This is a genomic window from Neorhizobium sp. SHOUNA12A (assembly GCF_023006505.1).
Lineage (GTDB): Bacteria > Pseudomonadota > Alphaproteobacteria > Rhizobiales > Rhizobiaceae > Neorhizobium.
This window is the reverse complement of the sequence record NZ_JALBGV010000177.1, coordinates 1-2785: the sequence shown is the minus strand read 5'-3', so window position 1 is coordinate 2785 and position 2785 is coordinate 1. Positions and strand designations below refer to the sequence as shown.

2 protein-coding genes and 1 pseudogene are annotated in these 2785 nt (G+C 56.7%); all 3 read left to right on the top strand.

The window, feature by feature from the left end; all coding sequences use genetic code 11:
• On the top strand, window positions 1-601 hold a 601-nt coding region (locus tag MOV63_RS32280; RefSeq protein WP_258719367.1), incomplete at its 5' end, for a flagellin.
• Window positions 602-857: 256 nt separating this feature from the next.
• The gene (locus MOV63_RS32900) at window positions 858-2123 is read left to right on the top strand and encodes a flagellin (protein WP_293411090.1); all 1266 of its coding nucleotides are present in this window, start codon (window positions 858-860) and stop codon (window positions 2121-2123) included.
• 254 nt (window positions 2124-2377) lie between these two features.
• Window positions 2378-2785 (top strand): annotated as a pseudogene (locus MOV63_RS32265) (flagellar hook associated protein); the annotation flags it as partial.

Here is a 2785-nt window from a genome sequence, read left to right as displayed (position 1 = left end):
CAAGATCAACACGTCTTCCTACTACGCAACCAACGCTGTCTGGAAGGACATCGGCGGCGGCGTCTTCATGAAGGGCGATACCAACGGCGTCTATTCGTCGGGTTCCAACGGCACCTACCTGATGAAGGTCGGCGGCGCGTACATCGATGCCGTCTACACCACCAAGGGCTACGACTTCTCGGCTGGTGCGACTGCAACGAGCGGCATCAAGTATGGAGCGGACGTCTCGGTTTCAGACCTCGACATCACCAAGCTCAAGGACTATCGCGACTCCAACGGGGCGAGCTACCTCGGTCTCGGCACAAAGGCCAGTGATGAAGACCTCATGGCTGCACTGACCTCGTTCGTCGACGGTCAGCTGGAATCGATGAGCAGCGCGGCAGCCAAGCTCGGTGCGGTATCGAAGCGTATCGATATGCAGTCCGACTTCGTCTCGAAGCTGACGGACTCGATCGACAAGGGTATCGGCCGACTGGTGGATGCCGACATGAACGAAGAGTCGACCAAGCTCAAGGCACTGCAGACCCAGCAGCAGCTGGCGATCCAGTCGCTTTCGATCGCCAACTCCGACTCGCAGAACATCCTGTCGCTCTTCCGTTAATCGGAACTGGAAATATGGCGCGGAGGCTAACCGCGCCATTGACCTCAGAAAAAGGGCCGCGTCCGAATTCGGGCGCGGCCCTTTTGTTTTTCCGGTTCGCTTCAATGTTCCTTAATCATATTGCGGTTATCTTGAGCCATCGAAACGGTGAGTTAACCAAGAAAATTAAATGGTTAACAAGCATGACGCTGTCCGCTGTTCCCGGTGAATTCCGGAATGTCCCTTCCTGCAAGTAGCCATTCAAGGGGCAATCAATATGACTAGCATTCTTACCAACATTGCGGCGATGGCCGCGCTTCAGACGTTGCGTGGTATCGGTTCCGACATGGAATCCACGCAGAGCCGGGTTTCCTCGGGCCTGCGCGTTGGAACCGCATCTGACAACGCTGCCTACTGGTCGATCGCGACCACCATGCGTTCCGACAAGGGCGCTCTTTCGACGGTTCAGGACGCTCTCGGCCTCGGCGCTGCCAAGGTCGACACTGCCTATTCCGCCATGGAATCGGCAATCGACGTCGTCAAGGAAATCAAGAACAAGCTGGTCGCAGCTTCCGAACCGGGCGTCGACAAGTCCAAGGTCCAGGAAGAAATCACCCAGCTGCAGAGCCAGCTGAAGAGCATCGCTTCCTCCGCTTCGTTCTCCGGTGAAAACTGGCTGCAGGCCGAAATCGGTGGTTCGCAGAGCGCCACCACGGGCGTCATCTACGCCTCGAGCGAAATCACCAAGCAGCTGGTTGGCTCGTTCGTTCGTGACGGCGACGGCAACGTCTCGGTCAAGACCATTAACGTTCTTCTCGACGAGCAGAACGTCCTGTTCGACCTGAGCGGTGGCCACGGCGGTCTTCTCGACGCCAACGCCCTCAACGGTTTCCGTGCCATCAACTTCGACGACGGCACGACCAACCACAAGGAATACTTCGGCAAGATCAATACGTCCTCGTATTATGCAACCAACGCTGTCTGGAAGGACATTGGCGGCGGCGTCTTCATGAAGGGCGATACCAACGGCGTCTATTCGTCGGGTTCCAACGGCACCTACCTGATGAAGGTCGGCGGCGCGTACATCGATGCCGTCTACACCACCAAGGGCTACGACTTCTCGGCTGGTGCGACTGCAACGGCCGGCATCAAGTACGGAACTGACATCTCGGTTTCCGACCTCGACATCACCAAGCTCAAGGACTATCGCGACTCCAGCGGCGTCAGCTACCTTGGCCTCGGTACCAGAGCCAGTGATGAAGACCTCATGGCTGCACTGACCTCGTTCGTCGACGGTCAGCTGGAAGCAATGAACAGCGCGACTGCCAAGCTCGGTGCTGTTTCGAAGCGTCTTGATCTGCAGACGGACTTCGTCTCGAAGCTGACGGACTCCATCGACAAGGGCGTCGGCCGACTGGTGGATGCCGACATGAACGAAGAGTCGACCAAGCTCAAGGCACTGCAGACCCAGCAGCAGCTGGCGATCCAGTCGCTTTCGATCGCCAACTCCGACTCGCAGAACATCCTGTCGCTCTTCCGTTAATCCGAACTGGAAATATGGCGCGGAGGCTGACCGCGCCATGGATCCAAAAAGAAGCCGCGTCCGAATTCGGACGCGGCTTTTTCATTTTCTTAATTCGCTTCAATCTTCATTAACCATATTGGGTTTACCTAGGATCATCGAAACAGTGAGTTAACCAAGAAAATTAAATGGTTAACAAGCATGACGCTGTGCGCTGTTCCCGGTGAAATCCGGGATGTCCCTTTTCGTAATCAGCCACTCAAGGGGCACCTAAAATGACTAGTATTCTTACCAACATTGCAGCTATGTCTGCTCTCCAAACTTTGCGCGGCATCGCGTCCGACATGGAATCCACACAGAGCCGGGTCTCCTCGGGCCTGCGCGTCGGAACCGCCTCTGACAACGCTGCCTACTGGTCGATCGCGACCACCATGCGTTCCGACAATGGTGCGCTCTCGGCAGTTCAAGACGCACTCGGCCTCGGCGCTGCCAAGGTCGACACTGCCTATTCCGCCATGGAATCGGCAATCGACGTCGTCAAGGAAATCAAGAACAAGCTGGTTGCAGCTTCCGAACCGGGCGTCGACAAGTCCAAGGTCCAGGAAGAAATCACCCAGCTGCAGAGCCAGCTGAAGAGCATCGCTTCCTCCGCTTCGTTCTCCGGTGAAAACTGGCTGCAGGCC